This is a genomic window from Marinibactrum halimedae (genome assembly GCF_021234875.1).
GTDB classification, from domain to species: domain Bacteria; phylum Pseudomonadota; class Gammaproteobacteria; order Pseudomonadales; family Cellvibrionaceae; genus Marinibactrum; species Marinibactrum halimedae.
The window spans coordinates 247947-271452 of record NZ_JAJQVM010000002.1; the positions used below are offsets into that span (position 1 = coordinate 247947).

Consider the following 23506-nt stretch of genomic DNA (forward strand, 5'->3'; position numbering starts at 1 on the left):
AGAGATATTGAAAAATGTTTGTGAATAAAAGAGCACTCTCTTTAAAAAACGATCGGTATTTTTACAAAGAAAGCTTATTTACAGGGGTTTATTTTTTTATTAGCAATGGATTGGTTAAAGAAAAAAAGGTATGTGAAAATGGTATGGTGGTGGGTGATTTTGAGCTCCCATTCCCTTTATTGAATGAAAATCCTAAGCATATTGTAGAGGTGGAACCTTTTATTGAATATGTGGAGGACTATATGGAGCAATTTTTAGTTTATTTGGATACGAAGCCTTTTAGTGGGGTTACCTATCTATTTAATGAATCTGGCTATGTAAAAGCTCCTGGAAATTATGATAGCTTGGGAAAAGAAGTTGAAGACCCAGCTTGGATAAATGGTGATGGAAAAAGTCTTTTACGGGGGGTTGAAATTTCCCAATATGTAAAAGGTTATGATGAGTCTAAAGCCTGTTATCAAGATGGTTCATTATTTATGTTAGAGCATGTCGATAATTCCATAGGGCTTCGAGAGAAATATCGCTGGAATGCTTGCGGCGAGGTTGTTTTTTATAGCTATCAAGCATTATTTAATAATTTGTTGTTATTTTGGATGAAAGATGAATTTGGCTTACTAAGCACTTTTGAATGCTCGATTGATTATTTTGAAGAATTGAGCATGGGATCATTTCATCCGTCTGTTGGAGGTTGTTGTTCTTATTCTTTTTTAAGTTTGGAAGCTTTATCTGGCAAGTTAGAGTTGTCTGGCAGCGGAATAACTGATGAAGCTATAACTTCTTTGTTGAAAAATAACTCAGTTGAAAAAATCTTTGAGCTTCATATTTCTTCGTCATCTATTACGTCTGATTCCTTTTTTAATCTCACTAGCCTCTCTGGCCTGAAAAAGTTATACCTTTCTTCATGTCAGCTCTCGAAAGAGCTTTTTTTTGATTTAAGAAAGTCGATGCCTTGGTGTGAAATTAGGGTGGGGAATGAAATTTAAATGAAATTAGTTTTTAGTTGTTTTTTGGACCTGGAGTTTTATTAATGAGCAAATTGTTTCAAATTTTAGTCCTATTATTTGCAATTGTAGGCATAAACGCCAACGCAACAGTCTGCAATCCAGAAGGAAAATTACAAGGCCTCGTCCCCTCAATGGGAGTTGCAGGCTTTAGCATGGATACTCAATTGGGTGAGTGTGATTGCGCGCACAATGTGATCTGGATTGATACCGCAACTCAAGGCGGTCAAGCCATGTACTCAGCAGCACTTGCCGCCAAAATGGCTGACCGAAGAGTGCTTGCCACTATTGAAGATGGCTTGGGAGAAGGGGCTGAGGGGAACACCTCAATCTCTTATCGTTATTGGGCAACATGTAAGTTAATCGCATTTCAAATTTTGTAATTAAGTTAAGCAGAAAATAGGTAAAGGATTTTTAATGAAAAAAGTTGTATTTTTAGTTGCTGTTTTGTATTCGGCTTTTGGTTTTGCTGCTGAGAGCACGCCATTTTCCAAAATTCAGGATATCGCTACTGATTGGGGTGTTAATTCAACATTTTTTACTTTGGAAAATAAAACCATTGTAAATGGATGTACAAGGGCGAGATTATTTGTCCCTCTTAGTAATAGAATGCATGATCAAATTCTATCTATCGCTTTGTCCGCTTTTATGGCTGGAAAAGAAGTTTCCTTTAGAATTACGGAGTGTACTGACAAGGGAACAATGGTTGGCTCAGCAGTTTTTGTTCGTTAACCCTTGGTAAAATAATTCAAAATCCCAGATTTATTCTGGTTTTTTTAGCCTTTAGTTTTTGTTGAATCTATTGGTTGGTACGGAATTATTAAGCTGCTATAGCTGCGGTGGAGATTGGCAATAAAAATGGTGAGCTTAATATTGAAAACTCTCCTTTTGATCAAATTTTTTCAAACAGATTTAATAGCTCGCATGTGAGTTTGTCTGCCTAGGAAGGAGAGTTTGAAGAACCTTTTGAGGAAATAATTTTTGATAATTATGAAAAGCAAGAATTGGTTTCCTGGTTGGCTCCGGTAATAACATTGTTAAATTAATATTTTAAGGAATTTTATTGTGAAAAAGTTATTGTTATCTATTTTCTTAGTTATGGCGTCGTTTCAGGCGTCTGCTGATCTTCATTTTACAGGTTGGTTTAAAATTAGTCAGCTGTTTGTGTCGAATGCCAATAACTACCATTTCCGAATTTATGGTATGCCTAGAATGGATTATTGTTCAGCAAGTCCAGACTGGGCGTATTTAAATGAAAATACATCTGGCTCTGAAGGAAAGATGTCTGTTCTGTTAAGTGCATACGCGATGGGAAAGCAAGTGAATTTACGAGTGGAAGATAAGGATGGGGGAAATGGGACAATACGATGTCACATAGTAGAGTTTTTTGTGAAAGACTAACTTTTTTATAGTTCAAAAGGCCCCCTTCAAATAAGGGGGCCTTTTTGGAACTCTTATAAAACCTTAGTCAACGTCAGACGAAATGTATCCCCTTCAAAATTCTCACTACTGTCGTAATCATTGTAATACGCCGCATTCAAACCCAGCTTAATACTTCCCCAAAAATACCCTGCTTCGACGCCAATAGCGTGGGATTCTGAGTTGCCGCCAGAGGTTTGCCATAAATCGTAGCCGACGATACCAATATCAATGCCGGTTTCTAAATTCTTTTTCAACCCCCATTCCACAATAAGTTCTTCATCTACTTCAGAATCATCCGGGATTAAATAGCGAGAGAGTGCGCTGATGCTCACGTCTTTTTTGTCGGTGAGATAAAAATTGGCGCCGTAAGTTAGCATCACTTCGTTGTAGTCGTGGCCTGGGTCGGCGGGTGAGTCGTCATCTAGGGTGTCGAACCACATGCCGGCTCCGGCGACGGCATCCCACCACTGATTGTGCCAAGATAATACGGAGCCAACAAAAATATCTTCTACATTAAATTGCTCGTCCCTAACGGCACCGTTACCAATATTTAAATCGATATTGATTAACGGGATAACGGTTTCGGCAATTACGTCGGCACCGAGAAAATTGGCGCCCGTTACCCAGACAAACCGATTGGCGGCGACGTTGACGGTGACTTCACTGTTTTCAGGTGCTCCTTCACCTTCATAACTGTCGGCTCTGTATTCTAAGGCATAGCCACGATAATACAGACCTGGCCCAGGTGCTTTGGCATTGTCGAGACCTTCTATGCCTGGCCCATAATGGCTGGCATAAACAGAGGGTGAAAATGACTGTGACAAAACTCCAAAAATTACAGCGAAAGATGAATACTTAAGAATCTGTGAATTTTTCATGATTAAGCATCTCTAGTGATGTTCAAAACGTCATGGAAAGTTTAGTTTTGCACTGAGTGTGAAAAGGAGCCCGCTTTATTTTTCATTCTTTTGAAATGCGAACTCAGAGTAAAAGTGGGAAATCACAGATGTATCACGGAATTTAGACTTATGTATAAAGTGATTTATTTATTTCGCGTAAAATGGTTTTTTTAATTAGAAAGAAAAAATAAGTGATGATTAAGCACTTTGTATTCTTTGGCACTTGAGAAAAATTCAGGTTGTCACGATTTATCTTTATGATAAAAATTATGTAATTTGGCATATAAATATTCTGTAAAGAAACCATGCATGAGAAAGCGTTGGCTAAGATTCCATGGGCCAACAAGGTAGTGAGGATGTTTGTTGTACGCCATTTCGACAATACTGTCGTCGCCAATAATTTTACCGATTCGTATAGCGATGGATTGATCGAGATTAAACCCGTTGATGGCGTCTCTGTACTCATCTCGAGTCAGTAAAAAACAAAATAAACACATAAACAAAGCATGGGAGCTTTCAAAATCTAAAATTTGTGAGCGACGTTTTTCAATCTTATAATTGCTCATATCAATAGGTCGCCAATATTTCCATTTTAATATCGATTCTGACGAAGTGTGCTGCCACTTTCCCAACTCTTTAAACAATCGAAATAATTCCTGATCGTGATCAACAAACGTTGCCTGATGCATGTCTTCAATGGTACAGGGGTAGAGTTCTACAGGGGTAGGAGCGTGGTTATCTTGAATATGGGAGTTCTCTAAGAGAAAGTTCAGAATATTAGACTCAGTGGCAAAGTGACGAAGAATGAGTTTGTTGGCCTCTACACTAACGACGTTTTTACAAAACCAGCAAATGAGGCTTTGTAAAAGGGTGTGATTAGAAAACTGCGGCAAGGGTAAGCGTTTAAGAAACCAGATAAGGTGTAATAAAATGGCAAAAAAGAACTGCAAAAACGGCCTTAGCCACCATCGGAAGGGGTTGTCTAGATCTTTTAACCACAAGTCTACCGCGTCTTGCTCAATGGGTAATGAGTTATCCACAGCGATGGCTTGAAGATAAGCACTGCGAGATTTACTCATAATCCACTTCCTCCAGTTGTAGAGCATAAAGTCGGCCAACAACCCGCGCCGTGCGAAGTATATTTTGTACGTCAGCATCAGTTTGGCAAACACGATCAATCATCTTATAGAGTTTTTCCATATGATGATCATCGTTGGCTCCGTGGTAACGCATAAAACGAGTGCAGTGTTGTGCCATGTGTTCTTCACTTTTTGCGAATGCTTTAGTGAGGCACGCTTCGACCAGTTCGGCCCAGTCGTTCGCCATTTTCTCTCCAAGCCCTTCGATCATCCACATGGCGCCAATCATATCCACAGGATTGCTTTGGCTGGCCCGATACATCAAAAAACCATGTAAAGCTTCTGAGCCTGCATTACGAGGGTAATTATTGATGTCTTCGGGTTGCCCGCCGCTGTTGATGTAATCCTGTTCCAAGATTTCATAATCCCGATGTTCTTCTTGTGCATGGCCAATGACTTCGGATCGAATATCAGCAAAGGTTCGATCAAAACTGGAGGCGGTTCGTGTGATCCAACGTGAACCTTCGATCACTTGTTGGCGAAGATTTAATAAGAGTTTTTGGTAATCTTCGAGGGTGAACTGACTTTGTTGGAGGCGTTGGATAATGGGAATACGCCCGAGTGCTCGCTCAAACTGAAACCATTCGCGCATTAACCCTTGCAGGCACTGTTGGCCAAGGGGAGTAAGGGCTTTATCAGACAATGAAGGTTGTGATGTCATGAGAGGTTATTATCCTTAATTGTAAAATTATTCTTGCGTTATTTGTTGCTCGCGCTTTAGCTTGATTTTTTGCTCTGTCTTCAATTCAGTTTTCAACTTAGCTTTCCACGACGGTCAGTCGCATATACACATTATTAAAGCGTCCGCTCTCAGGCACCATGCAAATAATGGTATCGCCCACACTGTAGTGTTGAGTTTTGGCAAATTCGTCCAGCATAATGAAAATGGAAGCACAGCCGGTATTGCCACGTTCGTATAAATTGGTGTACCACTTTTCTTCAGGAATGGCGACGCCCGCTTTTTCCATAAGGGAAAATATTTTTCCTCGAAAGTAGTCAGAAGAATAGTGGCAAAGGACATGATCGATCTCACCGACCTGTATTTTTCCTTTTTCGAGTAACCGTAAAAAACCATCCACACCCAGTTTCACAATATTATCGAGTAGGCGAACATCTTGACGAATTAATAGCGCTCCGGCGGCTTCGGCTTCTTGATAGGTAGAATAATCTTGCCAAGTTTTATCAGCGTCGTTTTGCCCTACCGACATACAAACAGGGTAGGCGTCTGCATGAGAAAATCCCTGAATCCATTCGATTTTAAAACATCGGCCCACAGGCTGATTTTGTAATAAAAACGCGCCGGCGCCATCGGAGAGCATCCAGCGTAAAAATTCTGCATTAAAATCGACTTTATTCGATAAGGTAGCTTCGTATCGGCTGGCTTTAAATAGCCGAGAAGCTAATTCGCTGGCAACCACTAAGGCGTTGTTGTGTTCTCCTAACGCAACCGCCATATACGCGGTTTTTAATGCCATCATGCCACTAGAGCAAATACCGTGAGCGGTATTGAGTTCGATGTCGGGGAGTTTTAATGCCGCTTGTACCATGCTGCCAAATCCGGGTAAGACTAAATCCCCTTGGCTGGTGGCAACCGACAACATGCCTAACTGCCGTTTACTGACCATACTGGATTGCAAACAGTCATCACCGGCAAAGGCGGCCATGTCGCTATTGGAAATCAGCGTTTCATGGTCTCGATTAATGGCATAGTGCCGGGTTTTAATCCCATTGGATTGAAGAATTTTTTTCTTTAATCGGCTGGGCTTACCGTGCACAAACCCTAAAATATTTTCGATTTCGTCATTATTGACCGGATTGCCCGGTAAACAATGACCTGTGCTAGTGATGTATACGCTCATAGATAATGATTTCCGTTATTTCTGAAAGCGATTGAGGCTGTCTGCTCTGGTGAGTAACTGTGGCTAATCGATGATAGATCGTAGAGTGTGTTAGCGAGATATTTTTATTCGAGAGCGATAAAAATAAATTGCGCAACGAATGTTTTCTTCTGCATAGGGAAACACACAAATAATGGCCATGAAGAATGTGTAGTGAAATACGTACCCGTCAAACCCGTGTGCTTGCCTTAGCGGTTCTAGCGCCAGGTGCCCTTGCCAATTTAAAGTGACCAGGTTTTTTACCATCGGCCAATTGAGGACGAAAATGAGTGTGAGCATAAAAAAGGGCAGGGTCGCCAAATAACTGTGGGCGTGCATTTCCCAAATGGAAATATCGCGCCGAGGTGAGGCATACCACACATCAATGTGTGCAATCACTTCATGGGCAAGCCAAGCGAAAATACACACCAATAATACCGTGACATTAATTTGGTAAAGCAAACACAGAGCAATGGGGATGGCAATTTGGATTCCCATAAGTGAGTGCAAGCTCGACTCCATCAAGCCAGAGTTCTGCTCAATGTGGGTTCGGCGATGGCAAACCCAGTCTAAGAAACCGGCGATGCCCCAGATGGGTAAAAAGACATACAGAAGGACATTAATCAGCAGTTGGTTCACCCCAACAACATCGTTTGCATCCATTTTCATTCCTTGTTCTTACTTTTTACAATTGGCGGTTAATTCGTCAATTTCTATTCTTCAGCGGACGACCGACTTTGAAAAGCCATGTTGTTGAAGCACTTCATAGGCAGTGCTTCGTTGCTCCTGACCGCCCTCTTTGGTATAAGCCCTAAACTAATATCGTTAAGTCTCGCTTTTATCAGTATGCCTCTTATTAGCATAAGTAACAGGATTATCTATGACAGATCTCACCTACGGCCCCGATGCCGATGAAACCATAGAGCTTAAGACCTTTACCGAAAAGGCGTATTTGGATTACTCCATGTACGTCATTTTGGATCGGGCGCTGCCGCATGTGGGAGATGGCTTAAAGCCAGTTCAACGTCGAATCGTGTACGCCATGAGTGAGTTGGGGCTGAAGTCCACCGCAAAGTTTAAAAAGTCGGCACGTACGGTGGGGGATGTGATTGGTAAATTCCACCCGCACGGCGATGGCGCCGCCTATGAGGCCATGGTGCTCATGGCGCAGCCGTTTTCTTATCGTTACCCACTGGTGGATGGTCAGGGGAACTGGGGCTCGCCAGATAACCCGAAATCTTTCGCGGCCATGCGTTATACCGAGGCACGCTTAGGCGCTTACGCCGAAGCCCTGTTGGGTGAAGTAGGCCAAGGGACGGTAGATTGGTTGCCGAACTTTGATGGCACCTTAGAAGAGCCCAAAGTCTTACCTGCACAAGTGCCGAACGTGCTGCTGAATGGGACAACCGGGATTGCCGTGGGGATGGCCACGGATATTCCACCCCATAATTTGCGGGAAGTGGTGAATGCCACCGTACATTTACTGGAAAATCCCAAGTCGACCGTCGAAGAGCTGTGTGAGTTATTACCGGGGCCGGACATGCCCACGGATGCGGAAATCATCACACCGAAACAGGATCTGTTGAAAATCTATAAAACCGGTCGTGGTAGTTTGCGCATGAGGGCGGTTTGGCGCATTGAAGATGGCGATATCGTCGTCACAGCCCTGCCCTATCAAACCAGTGGTGAAAAAGTCCTTGAGCAGATTGCCGCGCAAATGCAGGCGAAAAAATTGCCGATGGTGGCGGATTTACGAGATGAATCGGATCACGAAAGTCCGACGCGTTTGGTCATCGTACCAAAATCGAATCGGATCGATACCGACCAACTGATGAACCACTTGTGTGCCAGTACGGATTTAGAGCGTACCTATCGTGTCAACATGAACATGATTGGCATCGATGGTCGCCCACAGGTCAAAAGCCTAGATCGACTATTGGGAGAATGGCTCGAGTTTCGAACCGAAACCGTTAAGCGTCGCTTAAACCACCGCTTGAAAAAAGTGGAAGAGCGCTTACTGCGTTTAGCGGCATTAATGATCGTCTTTTTAAATGTGGACGAAGTCATTCGTATTATCCGCGAAGAAGATCACCCCAAGCCCATTTTGAAGGAACGTTTCAACTTAGTTGAAATGCAAGCCGAATACATTCTTGATACCAAATTACGTCAGCTCGCTCGATTGGAAGAAATGAAAATTCGGGAAGAGCAAGAAGCGTTAGAAAAAGAGCGAGATAAATTACAGCTTACCTTGGGTTCAGAGCGACGTTTAAAAACATTAATTCGTAAAGAATTAGAAGCGGCGGCGAAAACCTATGGTGATGATCGTCGCGCTAACATTGTCGAACGTGGTGAGGCCCAAGCCTTTAACGAATCGGATTTATTGTCTTCTGACCCAGTCACTGTGGTGTTATCAGAAAAAGGATGGATTCGCGCCGCCAAAGGTCATGAAATAGACCCTGCGGCATTAAGTTACAAAGCCGGAGACAGCTTTAAATACGCCGCACGAGGTAAGAGTAATCAAAGTGTGGTGTTGTTGGATTCTACCGGTCGCTCTTATGCGCTTGCCGCCCATACCTTGCCGTCGGCACGAGGGCAAGGGGAGCCGGTAACGGGCCGATTAAATCCACCCAGTGGGGCCACCATTGATGGCCTCTTTATGGGCGAAGAAAAGCAGCAAATTCTTGTGGCCAGCGATGCGGGCTATGGATTTGTTACTACCCTTGCAGACATGTACACCAAAAATACCAAAGGCAAAAATCTACTAACCTTGCCAACTGCCGCACGAGTTTTACCGCCAGTGCCGTTAGAGAATGTGAATAATGCCATGCTGGTGGCCATCAGTAACGAAGGGCGTATGTTGGTGTTCCCAGTTTCTGATCTGCCTGAGTTAGCACGAGGTAAAGGGAATAAAATCATGAATATCCCCGCTGCTCGCGCTCAGAGCCGAGAAGAATTTATGGTGGCTGTGACCGTATTGCAACCTACCGATAAATTGGTGGTATACGCCGGTAAACGTAAAACCATTATCAAATCCGCTGATTTAGAACATTACGTGGGTGAGCGAGGCCGCAGAGGCAATAAATTACCGAGAGGATTCCAATCGGTCAGTGGCGTGGATGTTCAGTCTTAAATGGTAACGACGTTTATATCTGGAAGGAAATACGGTGCTCATGGTTAAGCACCGTACCAGTTTGAAGGATCATAATTTATTACAAATCTTTACACCACGATTTGGGTTGTACAATTTTATTGTATTCATGCCCTTTTGATTTACTCGATATCGTTGAAACGCAAGCAATATCCCCAACCTCATGTTTCAGATGTGTCGTGGTATTAAAAAGAGTCCCGTTAGCAAGTTGCAATTCCAGTTCATAAGTCAAGCTTGAACTCATGGCTCTTCCACCGCTGGATTGCATTGCTTTGGCCTTCGTGACTAAAGCGGTTTCGACATTGGTCAATACAGAATCAGATGCTTGAAAAATACTGAAAATTGTAAAAAATAAGAAGAGGGAAGCGATCAACGACCCCACAATCCAAGCTTCTTTTTTGTTTGGTTTCCTACTTTTTCTCTCTATTTCAAACATGGCGAATTTGTTGCCCCCTTAGCACTATGACACTTTATTGCTCATCTCAACAACCACTCCAATAAATGATGTCCGAAGTGTACCGAGAGAATAATTGCAGCCCCCCCAAGAAACATCATAATACCAATGGATTGCAGTCGATAAACAAGGGGGGCTGCTTTTTGGCCACAGTGGATATTCAATTCTTGCTCTAATTTTTCTCGACGGCTTTCAAGATAACTGGGCTCACTCGAATTAAATCCACTTTTAGTCAGTGAGTCATATCGTTCTAACGTATCCACAACCGCTAAGGAGTTAACTTTAGCTGCCATCACATCACATATTTGCTCAATGTAGTGAGCTAAATCTCGGCGAATTTGATGTTTAAATCGGCTTGGCCAAACAAAAGTTGCCCAATGCAAAAGCCACTTGCGTAAATTATCTTTTCGAACCACATGGGCGAGTTCATGCGCCAATACTGCTTCTATTTGTTTAGGGGATAAGGCATCAATCAATCCACTTGAGAGGTAGATTTGGGGTCGAATAAGGCCCACACACCAAGCAAGATGCGCTGGGCTATCGACAATTCGAAACGCAGCCGTACTCTTTTTTGACAATTGACCCAATAACTTCAGTTTTTGCCGACTTTTTAAAAGCTGCATTAGCATAATAACGCTAACACAAAGCAATAAAACAAGAATAAGACTGACAAGCATGGCACCTTTTATCGTCTCTTTCTGCATATGCACGGTATGTGGTGCGCAATGTGTCGCATGACAATGATCAATGACAAAAATAAAACTCAGTGCCGGTAACGACAATAAAATCATGGTCACGGTTGTTGCAGCTGGCGCCAATAAACCATAAAGCAACGAAAAAAGCGCAGATTGCCCAGCTTCTTTTTTAACCAAGGTACGTGAAATAAGGGGATAACCTATTGCTGATATCCAAGACAGTAAAACCGTCAACACAACCCAACCAAACACCTGATTAAGAATGGTCGTTAACAGACTATCTTCCATCATCGGATACCAATCGCTCCATAACTTCTTTCATTTCAGCAGAAACCGTTCCTGACGTATCCTGCTCAATAAAATCCATAAATCCGGAAATCATTGGGGCCATTTGACCATCACTGACCTGTTCAGCAATGTTCCCCAGTAACTCGCGAATCATCTCATTACGGCTGACCGCAGCCTGATAAATATAAAATCTGCCTACCTTTTCCCTACTCAAAAGAGACTTCCTGTGTAAACGCTCTAAAGTACTTTGCATTGTACTTAAGCTTAATGTCGTATCAGAGAGTCGCGTTAGCACCTCTTTGGCGGAGAGAGCGCCATCTTGCCAAAGGATTTTCATCACTTCTAATTCTCTCTCCCCCAATGCTGATGAAGAGCGCCTTTTTTGTCTATGGGGCAGTAGCTGACTCAACCTGAGGGCAATCGTTTTCATCAAAACCTATCTCTTATCGGTTTTTAGAGCGTCGTGGATAATGCGGGCAAATCATAAGGGGTTAACTATTTAATGAAAAGACTGCAAAAACTGTTTCTGTTAATGGTAGCAGGGCCAAACCTGGCCTACGCACATACGATTGAAACGGTCACAGTAGAGGGGCGTCAAACCAACTTGGTGGGTGTCAGTACTTCTGCATCTGAAGGGCTGATAGGGCAAAAAGAGATGGAAATTCGGCCGCTATTACGAACAGGTGAAGTACTTGAGTTGGTTCCAGGCATGGTCGCTACACAACACAGCGGCACCGGTAAAGCCAATCAGTACTTTTTACGTGGTTTTAACTTAGACCACGGTACCGACTTTTCTACCTCTGTCGATGGTATGCCAGTCAACATGAGAACCCATGGCCATGGTCAAGGTTATACCGATCTGAACTTTCTAATACCAGAAACCGTATCGCAATTGGCCTACAAAAAAGGAGCCTACTATGCCGATGTGGGCGATTTCAGCGGCGCCGGCAGTGCCGAAATAACAACGTTCAAGCAGCCTGAAAACAATATCGTCGACATCACCGCAGGTGAGTATGATTATTATCGATTATTCCTGATGAGTAACATTGCGCTTGCAGGGGGAAATACACTTTTTGCAGTTGAACGCAATGACTATGATGGCCCTTGGTCCGACATTGAAGAAGACGTTGATAAAACCAATGTATTGATCAAGCACACCACCCCGCTCAGCCAAGGCCACATGAGTGTGGCTTTCATGACCTACGATAACCAATGGAACAGCGCCGATCAGATTCCATCCCGTGCGGTTGAACAGGGTATTATTGATGAGCTGGGGTCGCTTGATAACACCTTAGGTGGCGAGTCAAGTCGTTATAGTCTTAATGCCAATTGGGAATTTGGCAATTGGCAGGGCTCTGCCTACATCATTGATTACGACCTGAACCTGTGGTCTAACTTCACCTATTTTTTAGACGATGAAACCAATGGTGACCAATTCGAACAGGTCGATGACAGAGTCATTTACGGCGGTCATGTCAATTATTCCCTTAAAGATAGCTTCATGGGAAAGCCTATGGAAAACCGTTTTGGTATCGAGTGGCGTGTGGACGACATTGACGAAACCGGGCTTTATCAGAGCCAAGCCCGTCAACGACGAGGTGTGATTCGCAGCGATCAAGTCAAAGAGTCCAGCATTGGCGTCTTCTGGGAAAATAAAATGACATGGACAGATCAATTACACAGTGTTGTAGGCATTCGCTCAGATTATTATGATTTCGAGGTTGACGATCAGGTTGGAACCAATACCAATGGTATTGACCTCAGTACAAATAATGGCAATACCAATGACGATATCACTTCTCTGAAAGGCAGCTTAATTTACACGTTCAATAGCGAATGGGAGAGCTACATTTCGGTTGGTCAAGGGTTTCATTCTAACGATGCACGCGGAACAACAACTCGTATTGACCCATCCGATGGCAGTCTTGTAGAAACCGTCGACCCATTAGTTCGATCCTTCGGCTATGAAATGGGTATTCGAGGTTTTATCAGCGATAAAATTAACACCTCTTTGTCTTTATGGACATTAGAATTGGACAGTGAATTATTATTTGTCGGAGATGCTGGTAATACAGAAGCCAGCCGAAGGTCAGAACGGAACGGGTTTGAAATCACGGCTTACTATCATATTACAGAGCAATGGAGCGCTGATGTAGAATATGCTTATACTGATGCAAAATTTACAAACTCAGCACCAGAAGGCGATAACATACCCGGTGCCATTGAAAGCGTATTTCAAGCAGGGCTCAATGCAGACTTCGGTAACAGTTGGTTTGGCAGCCTACGTGTACGTCACTTCGGCGAACGCCCTCTTATAGAAGATGGCACAGTAAAGTCTGACCCCAGCACGATCTGGAATTTACGTGTAGGTTATCACCTTGCCGACTGGACTTTTAAAGCAGATATTTTAAACCTCACCGACAGTGATGATCATGATATTGATTACTTCTATGCTTCGCGCCTTAACAGTGAGTCATCAGGTCAGGAAGTAGAAGATATTCATTACCATGTTATGGAGCCTAGATCGGTAAGATTTTCAGTAGGTTATCAATTTTAAAAAATAACTGACCAATTCAAAAACAGCAGAATATTTGCCTTGATGGTGTAATCAATATCAAGGCAAATAAAAAGTCTTAACATTTTAAAAACACTTTAAAAGCCAAAAAACACTCAAAAAATCAACAATAATTTAAGAAAGAAAATAACTTTCTTACGTATAAATTAGCCAACCAATAACGACGCTTAAACGATTTAAGACTGCAACGCTCATCCATCAAGAGTCGTCTGGCAATATCAAATCGTCCAACACGAATATTTCTCGAAGCCAAATGAATAAGATGGGCGGCACTACACTTCAACAACCATTTTTTATCCTGAGCACGTACAAAAGAATGGTGGGCGAAACGCGTAAGCCGTTGACTATAGAAACATTCCTGATCTGGAATCGAAATATTCATAGCACTATTATCCGCATCAGATCGATAAAAGACCGTTATTCGATTGCTATAAGCAATTTGATGCGTTAGCGCAATTCTGAAAAAGAAATCTTGATCCTCACCCATAGATTCACCTACAGGAAACCCCCCTACTTTTTCATGAACTTTCTTGGGAATAACACAAGAAGAAATAATAAATGGCAACTCGCCTTCAGAGCATACCTCAAAGTAATTAGGCAAAACATAAGGTCCAACTTCTTTATCCATCTTTCTTATTTTGGGTAAGTAAAGTCCGTTTTTATTAAAACATTGATAATTGCTACCATAGACACCCGCATCCGGGAACAACCGAATCAATTTCTCCACTTCCGCAAGATAGTGAGGAGACCATTTGTCATCGGCATCTAAAAAAGCGACATATTCCCCTATCGACTTTTCAACCCCCATATTGCGAGCAGCAGAGACACCTTGGTTTTTTTGCGAAAATACTTTTATGTTTTCATTATTTAATTTTGATATTTTCTCCACACCATCATCTGTTGAGCCATCATCAATCACTACAACTTCCAAGGCAGGATAGCTTTGATTTAAAACAGAATCCAACGCCTCTAAAATATAATGGGTTTTATTATAAAGTGGAATAACTACGGAAAAAGCAATCTGATTCTTTTTCATCAATTAATCTCCAGTTATCAAATGAAGCTTGTACGGCATGGGCAAGCGTTAAAGAAGGAGTCGGAATATTTCCATTTATGGTTTGATCTAATGCAAACAACAACTCTTCAGAGCTAAAGTTTTCCGAACTCAACTGTTGTTCTTCACTCATACCAATAGAGCGGCACCACTCTCTGCATTTTGAATGATAATTCAAAGAAATAACCGGAGTATTCGCCATAAAGCTTAAAATAGCACCATGCAATCTCATCGAAACAACGGCTTTGAAACTGGCCAATCGCTGCAATAAACGCAATGGGTTACTATCATATTCTATATGCCGCTCCACAACACCATGAGGCAACCTCTTCGTAATTGCTTTATGTAAATGGTGATCTCCCATTATTGGATGCCCATTGATATCCAGAAGATAGACAGGCTCATTAGATTCAAGATGCAATCGATTGATCACCTCTACAACTTCCGTTATTTTTTTCTTATTAGAAGAATCATTAACATCATCTACTTGAGACCAACATAAATTAAAGGCTATTCCTTTACGAGGAACATCAAATAATTCAAAATCTTCTCTGCATAACAACATTGGCGCCAAATCAAATGTTTTATGTACATTCGCGGTAGGCGCAATGGCTTGCGCAATCTCTAAACTGGTTTTATCACGAACCCCCACAAACCGACATTCATTTAAAAATTTAACACAGGCTTTTTCGGCGGCAACATTTTTAAAGGGCCCCAAACCAACACCCAAAGCAAGACTGAATTTAGTTGCACTCAGCTTCATCATATGAATTTTCTGATGTATATCTGAAGCAGAATGCAATACTGAACCACCACCAAAAATAATAAACTGACTCAAAATTGCACTAGAATATCGACGAAAACGGTTTTCGCCTTTAAATCGTTGTTTCTCAACCAATGTTGATGGAATGGTATCAAAGTCTTTATTTGATAGAGCCATAGGGGTTGTGACTGACACCTTTTGTACCCCTAAAAATTTTTTTGCTCCCCAACCAGCAGACAATAATAATGCATCATCACCACTGTTCTTCATTCCGTAAAAACCGCACAAGGTTGCATCGAATTTTTTCATAAACACCTCAATTCTAATAAGTGCAGAATAATTATTCTGCACTTACTTTTGATCAATAAAAATGGGTATCTCGCTCACTCGTTGAATGCCAATCAAGGGCTTGCGCACCAGAGCTTTCTACCCAGGTTTCATAATCTGGATAAGCCCACAGCACATCAATATATTCTCTAGGATGACGCCAATCGGAATTCACTTTTATCGCCCAAGGTAAATTCGTGCTAGTACGAAAATATCGATTTTGCTCCGGATTAGACGTATCTGCATGAGCTCCGAACTGAGATTCATCAAAATAATCTGTGGGTGGATAGTCAGCAAAATGAATTTCACGCCCCCGATAGTTCGTTCTAAAGATAAAAAAGTCGAGGGCGGAATGAAGCAGAGCATCCACAGAAACAGCAAAGTCAACATCCAATTCGAATGGAACAGGTTCGAATTCTGTGCAAGATTTTACAGTATTAAAATGTGAGCATTGCCCTGTCTCACCCGTCGTCGTAAAAGTATGAGAATCTTGCCATAACAAGATGACTGCATCGGTCTGGAAATCTTCCGTTTCCTTAGAATAGGTTATGCCATTGATGTTAATATCAACTTCATCAATGACAGATGGAGCTATATCCATTAAACGTAATGCAAAACCATTGTGATTACTGGCACCTCTTGCATCAATAAAACCTTTAATTTTAAAGCCTGATATATTTCCTTGGCCATCATAAATTAACTGAAAACGTTCACGGATAACTAAATCATTCATATCGTAGTCATCCGTTTGAGGCCACTGATCTTCATAAGCCAGTGTTGTCCATTCTGAAGCCGAAGGATAGTAACTTGAGTAGGCACGCTTAAAGTCATCAGGAAATTCATCTAAAGAATCAAGAACACCATCAGCATCACTATCATTCACATCGGGAATACTCACTAAATTAGCATTATCTATTGCAGATTCAGGGCTTGCTTTAACTGAAAATACAGCATCATTAAAATCATTATCTCCCCATGTTCGAGGTAAATCCTCGAAACCAATAATGGTTTCACTGGTGGAATCATCGTACAGCAAAACACAGTGCTGCCTTAATTCATCGGTAGGGTCAGGGTTAAGTCCTTTTAAAGAATAGTAGTGAGGCGCATAACCATTTTTTACACCTGTAAAATAAGAAAATCCGTTTGCAGCAAGGAAAAATCCTATACTGGTTCCCGCTGGAAATGTTCCTAAACTCAAACGATGACCATTCGTCATATGAGGATAAGAAAGATTCGGAAAAACAATAACCTCATCAATTTCTTCTTTTGATGTAGGAGGGTTTTCTTTATCAAAAGTAAAGTAACCAAATGAGTTTCTATAACCTGCACCCTCATGAATAAAAGTAACAAAGACTTCTGCCTCTTGGTTTAGTGTGATATTTGCACCTTCATCATCTGTCAAGAAGGCCTCATTCACTTCTCTTTCTGGCAAAGCATTATTAATTCTTGAGAAAAAATCAGAGGAATATTCGTTGTATGCCCAGATCAAATCATCTGGCTTCCCGATATTTTGATCGTACCCTAGAGGCCAGGGCAAATCAGTCAAGAAATTCCAAATATATTCTCCTTGCTCATTCTGATTCGTTGCCATTGATGAATGGCAAGCTAAAAAAGCCAAAGACAAGGTTAATTTTTTAAAATTATTCATCACTTTTCCTCAAAAATTAGTATGCACCGCGACAGAAAATAACTGCCGGAATGGTTAACAAAAGTATTTTTAAATCCATCCATAAGCTATGTTGTTTGACGTAATTTAAATCCAACTCAATTTGATGTTCGAACGTAGTATCGGCTCTTCCTGACACTTGCCATAGGCCTGTAATACCTGGTAGCACATCTAATCGATCTAACATTTTATTTTTGTATTCGTTGTATTCACTGGGTAATGCAGGCCGAGGCCCAACTAAAGCCATATCCCCTTTGATTACATTGATAAGCTGTGGAAGTTCATCTATTGATAATTTACGAATAATACGACCAAGTGGCGTAATTCTCGGATCTTGACGATATTTCTTACACAATCCATCCCGATCACTCTCTCCTGGTTCTACGTACTTTGGATCACTCTTTAAATACATCGACCTAAATTTATAGAATTTAAAATAGACCCCATTCTTACCTATACGAGTTTGTGTAAAAATCACAGGGCCTGAACTGGTACACTTGATACCCAGTGCCACAATCAATAAAAACGGTGCACAGACAACCAAAACAGTAATTGCCATTATCACCTGTATATTAATACTCAATTTACGAAATCTAGGAAAAACGATAGCGTCTAAAGACCAAGATAATGATTGTGTTTTCATAGTTCACCTGCCTGATTAAGCACAAAAGTTCTAAATAAAAAAATGGGATTTCCAATAACGTAACGATTAAATTTTGTCTTTGGCTCTTGAAGTAATCTCCACACCCACTCCAAGCCTAACTCACGAAGGTATAATGGTGCCCGCTTTACCTTCCCAGAAAAAAAGTCAAATAATCCACCTACCGCTAAAGCACATTGGCAGTGCAACAAATGCTTATGATCTTGCAACCAAGCTTCCTGTATTGGACTTCCCATCGCCAATAGGAGAATATCTGCACCACTGTTATTAATTTCTTCAATAATTTTATTTGTTTCTGAGGGCTTAAAATAACCATGATGCGAGCCAGCAATAGACAAATCTGGATAAGACATTAACAAGTTATTTTTTGCCTTTTCCGCAACACCGTCTTGCCCACCCAATAAGAAAATAGACTTGTCCATTTTGCTGGCTTTTCTACAAAGATGGGGAAGAAGATCTGTACCATTCACATTATCTTTTAAATCTACACCAATATGAGAACAAGCAATCCGAACACCCGACCCATCTGCAAACACTTTATCAGCTTGATTAATGGCTTGTGATAGCCCTCTATTAGATAAAGAGAGATTCACTGAATTAACATTCACAAATACAGCTGTCTTACAGCAAGCAGTATCCTGCTTACTGACTATCCAACTTACAGCCTCATTCATAGTAACGTTGTTAATGTTCAAGCCAAACAACGTGAATCTATCTTGTTTTTCAGATCGATTCGCTTCTCTTCTTGAACGATATATTATTCTGCAAGCAATGTATTTGATGACAATAAGTGCAGCTTTTTTTAAAGCTATTTTATTTGTTTGATCTAAAGTAGTGATTTTTCTCTCCGCTAAACAAAGGCCCGTTAATTTATGAATATCAAAAACACTGATCATTCCTAGCAGAAGGTTAGAATCACTTCTTTGTAAACACTGATCAACAAACACTTCATGAGAATCATCTGGCAACCCAACGACGGCTATATTTTTTCGCAAAACATCGAGTAGCTGCGCTGTGGATTTTAATAATCCACAATTAAAAAAATGAACCAAATAAACTCTGCCTAAGCAGTCTCTTCTTTTTATTCTCTTAAAAAGATTTTTCCTTAAAAAAAAGGAAACACCTACATTAACCAACCAAATTGGAATCAAAAAAACGATTAAAGTTGCTGCAATCACAAATTGTGAAGCACTTTCGTTCGCTAGACGTTTATTCCCCCTTCCATGAGTAACCAAGTAAGTATTCATTGCAATTTGCCTCTTTAACTTTTAACTACTTACCCTGTTGCTAAGAATGTACCAACCACGCTAAAAATCACCAATGAAAACATAAGCCGCTGTTTTTATTGTACTTTTTTGAAAAAACGCCACGTTATTTAAGTTAAAAACTTCGCATATCGATAAATTAATTAACTTCTTCTATTCTGCAAATTGAGAACGGAGAACGGAGAACGGAGAACGGAGAACGGAGAACGGAGAACGGAGAACGGAGAACGGAGAACGCCAATAGCTTTATTAGTATTGGCGCTTTTGTAAAGCTTTAATGAAAATGATGAACTATAGCGTCGTCGACAGAAAGGAGTGCTTCATTTTCTACTCCAACGGCTTCAATTTCTACAATCACTTTTTTAAGATTATTAGGCCATTCTACTAATTGATTTAATGCCCCTGAGGAATCAGTCATTCCCACCAAAAGCAATGATTTTTCATAAGCAGACTCCTCCGTTAATTCTTCAACAGAATCATCAACTTTATACACTCTGACCAAAGAGTTTGCTATTGCATCACCGTTGGTATAATTACCCGTTATTTGAATATCCACCAAAGTACTAGCACTAAATGAAAATGTATTTTCTACATACAACTCAGAAGAATTATCTGCATCAGAAATCATTAAATCTTCATTAGGAGTATAATCAACTTCAGCCTCATCTGATTCATTGGATATTTCATTTTCAACGAGAGAATCTTCTTCAATACTCTCTGCGGTCTCTGAAGAATTGTCGGCTTCCGAAGGAATATTATCTTCAGCCTCATTCGTTTCCGTCATGCCCCCTGATATCGTCTCCTCAGATAATCCATCATTAGAGGCAACATCAGCTGGCCCATCATTATTTACGGCGGGGGTTGGTGTACTGCTGCCCGAAGAACTACCACCTCCACCACCTCCACCACAAGCACTGACCACTATCGATAAAAAAATTGAGCTGGCTAATAATTTTGCTTTCATACTATCCTCCAAGTATTTGTGTAAACTCACTATTTAAGCAAAGCCTGCTTTACTAATTTCTTTGCAATGAGCAAAACAGATACATAGAGAATGCGACAAACATGCCAACAAACCCCTTCATTAAGCCATTGATATATAAATATTTTTTTATTTTCAAAATGAGAATAGCGAAGTAGAACTACATGAAGTAGAACTACATATTGATGGACAATGATTTTAAATATCGCTGTATGACAGTTTTAGTTAGGTCAGTCAATAAATCACCGGATTTAGATTTCAGCCACGTATCCCAACGTAATTGCCTTAATAATACAAGTGGTACCTGATTCAACCTCCAAAGGCAATACCCCAACCAAGTGACCTTATAATGACACCTCATTGGACCAAAACTATAGTGCCTAATATAATCCTTTAGCATCGGATTCGCATTATTATTCCATCGAGGATCGATAATTTTTACAAACTTCTTATCTTTAGCATATTGAATAATATGACCGTTTTCCCCCCATCCAACTGAGCATTCCTGTCTAACGGGTTTATGCCTAGACTCAATAACACTTTGAACCCAATCAATCACGTTAACGGAATTACGAACAATAAAAACACCTGAATTGAGACGATCCGTGTAACCTTTTGCAATATAAAAATCTTTTTCATCCACTAAAATATCAACAAAATTAGGAGCCTCTTTTTTTATCTCAGCATCCGCATCAACATATAATATCGTAGAATAACCTTGCTCCAAGGCATATAGCAGCACCGTCAATTTCAACCAGGCACACTCTCGCCCTACCCTCCAGCAATAGGGCTTTTGAATCACAACGTATTCGTGGTTATACCTACGCGCGTATTGACGGTGACTGGCTAGGTTTTTTGCATATAAATGCTGATATCCATTCATTGCAATAGAATAAACCAGTGTCTTATTTTTGCTTACCATAGCTCAATCCCAACCGACAGTTTAATTGACTAAAGCAAAAAATACGCCAGTTAAAGATTTACTGTGAAAAATAAATCACCATGGATCATACCTAATTGAATTAAAGCAATATACGCTATGCTTATAAGCATTATGACATAAGTGAAATAGTCAATACTGAAAGAAGAGGCAATTATGCTGGGCCATATATTTACAATTCTTGAAAAAATGATTGTCACCCAATATGGCTTGAAATTTTGGAATGAAGTGATTCGAGAAACGGAGTTACCCAATCAAGGAGCATTTACTACGGGAGGCTTATACCCAGATGAGTATATGTTGAATATACTCTCCGTTTTGGTAAAAAAAATAGGCATACCATTACCCGACTTATTGAGGGCATATGGTCATTATATGTTTGAACCACTCTTCTCAATTCACCCTAAAATAGTAGAGCATTACAAAACGGCAAAAGAATTGCTCATGAATATTGATGTTCGAATACATCATGAAGTGGCAATGTATCATAAAGAAGCCGCCCTTCCTCTATTCACCTGTAAAGATACAGGTAAAAACACAATGATAATGTACTATCAATCTGAAAGAAGACTATGTTATCTCGTAGAAGGCTTGCTTAAAGGCATAGCAGAGCACTTTAGCACTTCCATTGAATTCACGCATTCAACCTGTATGCATAAAGGCGATGATCAATGTACTTTTAACCTTGTCTTTAAAGACCTTTAAGCCTTTTAGGATTATCGTTAGATTAAACCGTTCAATATTTCAATAAACGGCATAAATTCCAATGGATTCATATGATGACCTCCTCGAATACAAGTTTGCTTATGAACGAGAGCGTGCTGCACGAGAGGAGTCTGAACGTATATTAGAACGACAACTCAGGGTGCTGTATGACACTAATCTTGCGTTAGAGGAAAAAAATAAAGAACTACTGGAACACAAAAACTCGCAAATACAAATAGAAAAATTAGCCGCACTTGGTACTTTAAGTGCTGGCATAGCACACGAAATCAATAATCCTTTAGCGTTCGTTATAAGTAATTTAAAAAATCTGAATAAATATGTCGATATTTTTATTAATATTGTTAATGATTTCAAAATCGAACCCCATTTAGACCATAAGCATATTAATCACATCTTAACAAAGAGTGTCCAACAGTATCCTCGTTGGGATATTGATCACATAATCAAAGATAGCCAAACCATTTTTTCTGAAACCTATGAAGGTTTAGAGAGGGTCAAAAACATTGTTCTAAACTTAAAAAATTTTTCTCATTCTGAACACAGTGTTAAAACCGAAACTGATATTAATAAATGCATAGAATCTGCTGTAACCATCATGCAATCTGAGTTGAACGATCCATCAGAGCTGGATATAAAACTCTACCCAATACCTAATATTCAAGCCAATTCAACTTCACTATCTCAAGTTTTTCTTAATTTTCTACTCAATGCGGCATATGCCACTCGTAGCAAACACACTAGAAAAATGGCTATTCACTCATTTAGAAAAGGCACCAATATCTACATAATAGTGCAAGATAATGGCATCGGTATTTCAGAAGAAGATTTAAACCATATTTTTGTTCCTTTCTTCACAACAAAGCCGATGGGCGAAGGTACTGGATTAGGACTCTCTATTTCTTATGGAGTGATACAGGATCTTGGCGGAAAAATTGAGGTGGTTTCACAAGAAAAGGAAGGCACCACGTTTACTATTGGGCACCTCTAAAAATAGCCCAACTTTGATATAATCTCACTGTTCAAAAATTTCAAGAGTTTCCTTCTATGTCTCAGCCCGGCTTTTTTGATTTAGATGACAGGTATCGCAAGTTAGATGAAAAAGATCCATTAGTTCATCTCAACAAACTGATATTTTGGGAAGCCTTTCGTCCGACCTTAAAGGAAATACGAAAGTCGAACCGAAAAAGCAATGCGGGTCGTAAAGCCTATGACGAGCTTCTGATGTTCAAAGTACTCGTACTTCAGCACTTATACAATGTATCCGATGATCAGATAGAGTACCAAATACGGGACCGCTATTCTTTTTGCCGGTTTTTAGGTCTGACTCCATCGGACAAGGTGCCTGATGCCAAGACAGTGTGGCTGTTTAGAGAAAACCTAGTCAAAGCTGGTTTAATGAAGCGTTTGTTTTTTACTTTTGATGTTCAATTAGAGGAACACGGTTTTCAAGCAAGAAAAGGTCAAATAGTGGATGCGAGTTTTGTCGATGTTCCCAGGCAGCGCAATAAAAAGGAAGAAAACAAACAGATAAAACGCGGTGAAACGCCTGATCGTTTTGAAAAGAATCCGAACGTTGGCGCTCAAAAAGATACGGATGCCCGCTGGGCGAAGAAGAACCAAGAGA

24 protein-coding genes are annotated in these 23506 nt (G+C 40.6%); 9 read left to right on the forward strand and 15 right to left on the reverse strand.

Features of this window, described 5'->3' with window-relative positions:
• The first annotated feature begins 14 nt into the window (after positions 1 to 14).
• The 4 genes from LU351_RS02210 to LU351_RS02225 all read left to right on the forward strand — a co-directional run bounded on the left by LU351_RS02210 (position 15) and on the right by LU351_RS02225 (position 2402).
• Entirely contained in the window at positions 15 to 983 is a 969-nt protein-coding gene (locus LU351_RS02210) for a hypothetical protein (RefSeq protein ID WP_232592369.1), read from the forward strand.
• A 44-nt stretch (positions 984 to 1027) separates the two neighbouring features.
• The gene (locus tag LU351_RS02215) at positions 1028 to 1384 is read left to right on the forward strand and encodes a hypothetical protein (RefSeq protein WP_232592370.1); all 357 of its coding nucleotides are present in this window, start codon (positions 1028 to 1030) and stop codon (positions 1382 to 1384) included.
• Between the two features lie 34 nt (positions 1385 to 1418).
• Positions 1419 to 1733 (forward strand): hypothetical protein, encoded by a 315-nt coding sequence (locus LU351_RS02220; protein WP_232592371.1) that lies wholly within the window; start codon positions 1419 to 1421, stop codon positions 1731 to 1733.
• A 333-nt stretch (positions 1734 to 2066) separates the two neighbouring features.
• A complete protein-coding gene (locus tag LU351_RS02225; RefSeq protein ID WP_232592372.1) occupies positions 2067 to 2402 on the forward strand; it encodes a hypothetical protein in 336 nt (111 codons plus the stop codon).
• Positions 2403 to 2455: 53 nt separating this feature from the next.
• Here LU351_RS02225 and LU351_RS02230 read toward each other — a convergent pair whose 3' ends face one another.
• From LU351_RS02230 to LU351_RS02250, 5 genes are all read right to left on the reverse strand, one after another.
• A complete protein-coding gene (locus LU351_RS02230) occupies positions 2456 to 3301 on the reverse strand; it encodes a SphA family protein (protein WP_232592373.1) in 846 nt (281 codons plus the stop codon).
• A gap of 263 nt (positions 3302 to 3564) precedes the next feature.
• Positions 3565 to 4401 carry a DUF6999 family protein gene (locus LU351_RS02235; protein WP_232592374.1) on the reverse strand — a complete coding sequence of 279 codons (837 nt, stop codon included), beginning with the start codon at positions 4399 to 4401 and terminating at the stop codon, positions 3565 to 3567.
• Positions 4394 to 5122 carry a hypothetical protein gene (locus tag LU351_RS02240; RefSeq protein WP_232592375.1) on the reverse strand — a complete coding sequence of 243 codons (729 nt, stop codon included), beginning with the start codon at positions 5120 to 5122 and terminating at the stop codon, positions 4394 to 4396. Before LU351_RS02240 ends, LU351_RS02235 begins: the two co-directional genes overlap by 8 nt.
• 97 nt (positions 5123 to 5219) lie before the next feature.
• Positions 5220 to 6320, reverse strand: coding sequence for a beta-ketoacyl-ACP synthase III (locus LU351_RS02245; RefSeq protein WP_232592376.1), 1101 nt, complete (start codon positions 6318 to 6320; stop codon positions 5220 to 5222).
• Between the two features lie 90 nt (positions 6321 to 6410).
• A complete protein-coding gene (locus tag LU351_RS02250) occupies positions 6411 to 7007 on the reverse strand; it encodes a diguanylate cyclase (RefSeq protein WP_232592377.1) in 597 nt (198 codons plus the stop codon).
• A 211-nt stretch (positions 7008 to 7218) separates the two neighbouring features.
• Between LU351_RS02250 and parC the strand changes: the two genes are divergently transcribed.
• A complete protein-coding gene (parC, locus tag LU351_RS02255) occupies positions 7219 to 9468 on the forward strand; it encodes a DNA topoisomerase IV subunit A (RefSeq protein WP_232592378.1) in 2250 nt (749 codons plus the stop codon).
• A 79-nt stretch (positions 9469 to 9547) separates the two neighbouring features.
• Here the strand turns inward: parC and LU351_RS02260 are convergent, their stop codons facing one another.
• The 3 genes from LU351_RS02260 to LU351_RS02270 are packed head-to-tail and all read right to left on the reverse strand — an operon-like array spanning position 9548 to position 11353.
• On the reverse strand, positions 9548 to 9922 hold the full coding sequence (locus LU351_RS02260; protein WP_232592379.1) for a hypothetical protein: 375 nt from the start codon (positions 9920 to 9922) through the stop codon (positions 9548 to 9550).
• 41 nt (positions 9923 to 9963) lie between these two features.
• On the reverse strand, positions 9964 to 10926 hold the full coding sequence (locus tag LU351_RS02265; RefSeq protein WP_232592380.1) for a M56 family metallopeptidase: 963 nt from the start codon (positions 10924 to 10926) through the stop codon (positions 9964 to 9966).
• The gene (locus LU351_RS02270) at positions 10913 to 11353 is read right to left on the reverse strand and encodes a BlaI/MecI/CopY family transcriptional regulator (protein WP_232592381.1); all 441 of its coding nucleotides are present in this window, start codon (positions 11351 to 11353) and stop codon (positions 10913 to 10915) included. Before LU351_RS02270 ends, LU351_RS02265 begins: the two co-directional genes overlap by 14 nt.
• A 72-nt stretch (positions 11354 to 11425) precedes the next feature.
• Between LU351_RS02270 and LU351_RS02275 the strand changes: the two genes are divergently transcribed.
• A complete protein-coding gene (locus tag LU351_RS02275; RefSeq protein ID WP_232592382.1) occupies positions 11426 to 13480 on the forward strand; it encodes a TonB-dependent receptor in 2055 nt (684 codons plus the stop codon).
• Positions 13481 to 13601: 121 nt separating this feature from the next.
• Here LU351_RS02275 and LU351_RS02280 read toward each other — a convergent pair whose 3' ends face one another.
• The 7 genes from LU351_RS02280 to LU351_RS02310 form a co-directional block, all read right to left on the reverse strand.
• Positions 13602 to 14534: a glycosyltransferase family 2 protein gene (locus LU351_RS02280; RefSeq protein WP_232592383.1), complete on the reverse strand. Its 933-nt coding sequence runs from the start codon at positions 14532 to 14534 to the stop codon at positions 13602 to 13604.
• Positions 14488 to 15666 (reverse strand): polysaccharide pyruvyl transferase family protein, encoded by a 1179-nt coding sequence (locus LU351_RS02285; RefSeq protein ID WP_232592384.1) that lies wholly within the window; start codon positions 15664 to 15666, stop codon positions 14488 to 14490. Before LU351_RS02285 ends, LU351_RS02280 begins: the two co-directional genes overlap by 47 nt.
• Positions 15667 to 15676: 10 nt before the next feature.
• On the reverse strand, positions 15677 to 17290 hold the full coding sequence (locus tag LU351_RS02290) for an LruC domain-containing protein (RefSeq protein ID WP_232592385.1): 1614 nt from the start codon (positions 17288 to 17290) through the stop codon (positions 15677 to 15679).
• A gap of 16 nt (positions 17291 to 17306) precedes the next feature.
• Positions 17307 to 17951 (reverse strand): sugar transferase, encoded by a 645-nt coding sequence (locus tag LU351_RS02295; RefSeq protein ID WP_232592386.1) that lies wholly within the window; start codon positions 17949 to 17951, stop codon positions 17307 to 17309.
• Positions 17948 to 19216: a WecB/TagA/CpsF family glycosyltransferase gene (locus LU351_RS02300; RefSeq protein ID WP_232592387.1), complete on the reverse strand. Its 1269-nt coding sequence runs from the start codon at positions 19214 to 19216 to the stop codon at positions 17948 to 17950. Before LU351_RS02300 ends, LU351_RS02295 begins: the two co-directional genes overlap by 4 nt.
• A gap of 292 nt (positions 19217 to 19508) precedes the next feature.
• On the reverse strand, positions 19509 to 20198 hold the full coding sequence (locus tag LU351_RS02305; protein WP_232592388.1) for a hypothetical protein: 690 nt from the start codon (positions 20196 to 20198) through the stop codon (positions 19509 to 19511).
• A 193-nt stretch (positions 20199 to 20391) separates the two neighbouring features.
• On the reverse strand, positions 20392 to 21138 hold the full coding sequence (locus LU351_RS02310) for a hypothetical protein (RefSeq protein WP_232592389.1): 747 nt from the start codon (positions 21136 to 21138) through the stop codon (positions 20392 to 20394).
• A 174-nt stretch (positions 21139 to 21312) separates the two neighbouring features.
• Between LU351_RS02310 and LU351_RS02315 the strand changes: the two genes are divergently transcribed.
• The 3 genes from LU351_RS02315 to LU351_RS02325 form a co-directional block, all read left to right on the forward strand.
• On the forward strand, positions 21313 to 21861 hold the full coding sequence (locus tag LU351_RS02315) for a heme NO-binding domain-containing protein (protein WP_232592390.1): 549 nt from the start codon (positions 21313 to 21315) through the stop codon (positions 21859 to 21861).
• A gap of 61 nt (positions 21862 to 21922) precedes the next feature.
• Positions 21923 to 22870, forward strand: a complete 948-nt coding sequence (locus tag LU351_RS02320) for a sensor histidine kinase (RefSeq protein ID WP_232592391.1) — start codon at positions 21923 to 21925, stop codon at positions 22868 to 22870.
• A gap of 56 nt (positions 22871 to 22926) precedes the next feature.
• Positions 22927 to 23506 (forward strand): transposase (locus LU351_RS02325; protein WP_232592392.1); only part of this gene is annotated, 580 nt, incomplete at its 3' end.

Excerpts from the sequence above, each read along its gene's own strand:
- LU351_RS02210 (WP_232592369.1), top strand. The coding sequence starts at position 15 with ATGTTTGTGAATAAAAGAGCACTCTCTTTAAAAAACGATCGGTATTTT.
- LU351_RS02215 (WP_232592370.1), top strand. The coding sequence starts at position 1,028 with ATGAGCAAATTGTTTCAAATTTTAGTCCTATTATTTGCAATTGTAGGC.
- LU351_RS02220 (WP_232592371.1), top strand. The coding sequence starts at position 1,419 with ATGAAAAAAGTTGTATTTTTAGTTGCTGTTTTGTATTCGGCTTTTGGT.
- LU351_RS02230 (WP_232592373.1), bottom strand. The coding sequence starts at position 3,301 with ATGAAAAATTCACAGATTCTTAAGTATTCATCTTTCGCTGTAATTTTT.
- LU351_RS02235 (WP_232592374.1), bottom strand. The coding sequence starts at position 4,401 with ATGAGTAAATCTCGCAGTGCTTATCTTCAAGCCATCGCTGTGGATAAC.
- LU351_RS02240 (WP_232592375.1), bottom strand. The coding sequence starts at position 5,122 with ATGACATCACAACCTTCATTGTCTGATAAAGCCCTTACTCCCCTTGGC.
- LU351_RS02245 (WP_232592376.1), bottom strand. The coding sequence starts at position 6,320 with ATGAGCGTATACATCACTAGCACAGGTCATTGTTTACCGGGCAATCCG.
- LU351_RS02250 (WP_232592377.1), bottom strand. The coding sequence starts at position 7,007 with ATGAAAATGGATGCAAACGATGTTGTTGGGGTGAACCAACTGCTGATT.
- parC (WP_232592378.1), top strand. The coding sequence starts at position 7,219 with ATGACAGATCTCACCTACGGCCCCGATGCCGATGAAACCATAGAGCTT.
- LU351_RS02260 (WP_232592379.1), bottom strand. The coding sequence starts at position 9,922 with ATGTTTGAAATAGAGAGAAAAAGTAGGAAACCAAACAAAAAAGAAGCT.
- LU351_RS02265 (WP_232592380.1), bottom strand. The coding sequence starts at position 10,926 with ATGATGGAAGATAGTCTGTTAACGACCATTCTTAATCAGGTGTTTGGT.
- LU351_RS02270 (WP_232592381.1), bottom strand. The coding sequence starts at position 11,353 with ATGAAAACGATTGCCCTCAGGTTGAGTCAGCTACTGCCCCATAGACAA.
- LU351_RS02275 (WP_232592382.1), top strand. The coding sequence starts at position 11,426 with ATGAAAAGACTGCAAAAACTGTTTCTGTTAATGGTAGCAGGGCCAAAC.
- LU351_RS02280 (WP_232592383.1), bottom strand. The coding sequence starts at position 14,534 with ATGAAAAAGAATCAGATTGCTTTTTCCGTAGTTATTCCACTTTATAAT.
- LU351_RS02290 (WP_232592385.1), bottom strand. The coding sequence starts at position 17,290 with ATGAATAATTTTAAAAAATTAACCTTGTCTTTGGCTTTTTTAGCTTGC.
- LU351_RS02295 (WP_232592386.1), bottom strand. The coding sequence starts at position 17,951 with ATGAAAACACAATCATTATCTTGGTCTTTAGACGCTATCGTTTTTCCT.
- LU351_RS02300 (WP_232592387.1), bottom strand. The coding sequence starts at position 19,216 with ATGAATACTTACTTGGTTACTCATGGAAGGGGGAATAAACGTCTAGCG.
- LU351_RS02305 (WP_232592388.1), bottom strand. The coding sequence starts at position 20,198 with ATGAAAGCAAAATTATTAGCCAGCTCAATTTTTTTATCGATAGTGGTC.
- LU351_RS02310 (WP_232592389.1), bottom strand. The coding sequence starts at position 21,138 with ATGGTAAGCAAAAATAAGACACTGGTTTATTCTATTGCAATGAATGGA.
- LU351_RS02315 (WP_232592390.1), top strand. The coding sequence starts at position 21,313 with ATGCTGGGCCATATATTTACAATTCTTGAAAAAATGATTGTCACCCAA.
- LU351_RS02320 (WP_232592391.1), top strand. The coding sequence starts at position 21,923 with ATGGATTCATATGATGACCTCCTCGAATACAAGTTTGCTTATGAACGA.